This window comes from Bacillus sp. AFS029637 (assembly GCF_002584985.1).
Taxonomy (GTDB): domain Bacteria; phylum Bacillota; class Bacilli; order Bacillales; family Bacillaceae_G; genus Bacillus_A.
The window spans coordinates 1-269 of the sequence record NZ_NUPZ01000076.1 but is presented as its reverse complement, the minus strand read 5'-3'; the positions used below and the strand labels follow the sequence as shown (position 1 = coordinate 269).

Genomic DNA, 269 nt, shown 5'->3' with positions numbered 1-269 from the left:
TCAACTTTTACTTCACTTACTGTGTACTTGATCTCATTTCCTTGTCCATCGTACTTTGGTAGATCTTTGAAGTCGAAATTCCAGTTGCCTTTTTCATCAGCCTTCACTTCTTTTGCTTGGAACTCGGTTCCATTTTGAAGTAATTGTACTGTGATGCCTTCTGGACGTGTACCAAACTTATTGTTGTAGTCTTCCCAGACTTTTTTACCACTTCGTTCTGTTGTTTCTGTATTTTTGTAAGTGTTCGTGATTGTTGTTCCTTCTACTTT

General features: G+C 37.5%; 1 protein-coding gene. It reads right to left on the bottom strand.

The features are described from left to right. On the bottom strand, positions 1 to 269 hold a 269-nt coding region (locus tag COE49_RS26830; RefSeq protein ID WP_141556650.1), incomplete at both ends, for a Cna B-type domain-containing protein.